The 2749-nt window shown below is 58.7% G+C and carries 1 protein-coding gene; it reads right to left on the reverse strand.

What is annotated here, in order from left to right; genetic code table 11:
• A partial coding sequence (locus J1G34_RS26865; RefSeq protein ID WP_347709506.1) for a beta strand repeat-containing protein occupies positions 1-2749 on the reverse strand: 2749 nt, incomplete at both ends.

The following is a 2749-nucleotide window of genomic DNA, read 5'->3' on the forward strand; positions in this document are numbered from 1 at the left end:
GGTCAGGGTCGCGGTGTAAGTGATCTGACCGCCTTCGGTGACGGTCGTGTCGGCAGTCAGCGTAACGGCGGTGGCATCGACCGAATCAGTGATTGTAGTAACCGCAGGCGTCGTGCTCGGCACCAGGCTTTCGAAATTGCCACCGGTAGCGCCGGTAATGGTGGTGCTGACGGTAGAGCCATTAACGTAGACGTCATTGGCCGGCGTATCGACAACAACAGTACCTGTGGACTCACCCGCCTTGATGGTAATCACCGAGCCATTGCTCAAGGTGATGCTCACCGGGGTTTGTGCCGGGTTGGTCAGGGTCGCGGTGTAAGTGATCTGACCGCCTTCGGTGACGGTCGTGTCGGCAGTCAGCGTAACGGCGGTGGCATCGACCGAATCAGTGATTGTAGTAACCGCAGGCGTAGTGCTCGGCACCAGGCTTTCGAAATTGCCACCGGTAGCGCCGGTAATGGTGGTGCTGACGGTCGAACCATTAACGTAGACGTCATTGGCCGGCGTATCGACAACAACAGTACCCGTCGATTCCCCCGCCTTGATGGTAATCACCGAGCCATTGCTCAAGGTGACGCTCACCGGCGTCTGTGCCGGGTTGGTCAGGGTCGCGGTGTAGGTGATCTGGCCACCTTCAGTCACGGTGGAACCGGCCGTCAGGGTGACAGTGGTGGTATCGACCACATCAGTAATGGTGGTGACCGCAGGCGTGGTGCTCGGCACCAGGTTTTCAAAGTTGCCGCCGGTAGCACCGATAATGGTGGTGCTGACGGTCGAACCGTTGACGTACACGTCATTGGCCGGCGTATCGACAACAACAGTACCTGTGGACTCACCCGCCTTGATGGTAATCACCGAGCCATTGCTCAAGGTGACGCTCACCGGGGTTTGTGCCGGGTTGGTCAAGGTCGCGGTGTAGGTGATCTGACCACCTTCGGTCACGGTCGAACCGGCCGTCAGGGTGACAGTGGTGGTATCGACCACATCAGTAATGGTGGTAACCGCAGGCGTGGTGCTCGGCACCAGGTTTTCAAAGTTGCCGCCGGTAGCACCGATAATGGTGGTGCTGACGGTCGAACCGTTGACGTACACGTCATTGGCCAGCGTATCGACAACAACAGTACCTGTGGACTCACCCGCCTTGATGGTAATCACCGAGCCATTGCTCAAGGTGACGCTCACCGGGGTTTGTGCCGGGTTGGTCAATGTCGCGGTGTAGGTGATCTGACCGCCTTCGGTCACGGTCGAACCGGCCGTCAGGGTGACAGTGGTGGTATCGACCACATCAGTAATAGTGGTTACCGCAGGCGTAGTGCTCGGCACCAGGCTTTCGAAATTGCCACCGGTAGCGCCGGTAATGGTGGTGCTGACGGTCGAACCATTAACGTAGACGTCATTGGCCGGAGTATCGACTACCACCGTACCCGTCGACTCACCCGCCTTGATGGTAATCACCGAGCCATTGCTCAAGGTGACGCTCACCGGGGTCTGCGCCGGGTTGGTCAAGGTCGCGGTGTAAGTGATCTGACCGCCTTCGGTGACGGTCGTGTCGGCAGTCAGCGTAACGGCGGTGGCATCGACCGAATCAGTGATTGTAGTAACCGCAGGCGTAGTGCTCGGCACCAGGTTTTCAAAGTTGCCGCCGGTTGCGCCTGTAATAGTGGTGCTGACGGTGCTGCCATTAACGTAGACATCGTTCGGCGGTGTGTCGACCACGACCGTACCTGTCGACTCACCCGCCTTGATGGTAATCACCGAGCCATTGCTCAAGGTGACGCTCACCGGGGTTTGCGCCGGGTTGGTCAGGGTCGCGGTGTAGGTGATCTGACCACCTTCGGTCACGGTCGAACCGGCCGTCAGCGTAACAGTGGTGGTATCGACCACATCAGTAATAGTGGTGACCGCAGGCGTCGTGCTCGGCACCAGGTTTTCAAAATTGCCGCCGGTTGCACCGGTAATGGTGGTGGTGACGGTCGAACCGTTAACGTAGACGTCGTTAGCCGGGGTATCCACGACCACTGTACCAACCGACTCACCCGCCTTGATGGTAATCACCGAGCCATTGCTCAAGGTGACGTTCACCGGGGTTTGCGCCGGGTTGGTCAGGGTCGCGGTGTAAGTGATCTGACCGCCTTCGGTGACGGTCGAACCGGCCGTCAGGGTGACAGTGGTGGTATCGACCACATCAGTAATGGTGGTAACCGCAGGCGTGGTGCTCGGCACCAGGTTTTCAAAGTTGCCGCCGGTAGCACCGGTAATGGTGGTGCTGACGGTCGAACCATTAACGTAGACGTCATTGGCCGGGGTATCGACAACCACAGTACCTGTGGACTCACCTGCCTTGATGGTAATCACCGAGCCATTGCTCAAGGTGACGCTCACCGGGGTTTGTGCCGGGTTGGTCAGGGTCGCGGTGTAGGTGATCTGGCCACCTTCCGTCACGGTCGAACCGGCCGTCAGGGTGACAGTGGTGGTATCGACCACATCAGTAATCGTGGTGACCGCAGGCGTGGTGCTCGGCACCAGGTTTTCAAAGTTGCCGCCGGTTGCGCCTGTAATAGTGGTGCTGACGGTGCTGCCATTAACGTAGACATCGTTCGGCGGTGTGTCGACCACGACCGTACCCGTCGACTCACCTGCCTTGATGGTAATCACCGAGCCATTGCTCAAGGTGACGTTCACCGGGGTTTGTGCCGGGTTGGTCAATGTCGCGGTGTAAGTGATCTGACCGCCTTCGGTCACGGTGGAA

The sequence above is a fragment of the Pseudomonas sp. Wu6 genome, assembly GCF_019891515.1.
In the GTDB taxonomy this organism is placed as follows: Bacteria; Pseudomonadota; Gammaproteobacteria; order Pseudomonadales; family Pseudomonadaceae; genus Aquipseudomonas; species Aquipseudomonas orientalis_A.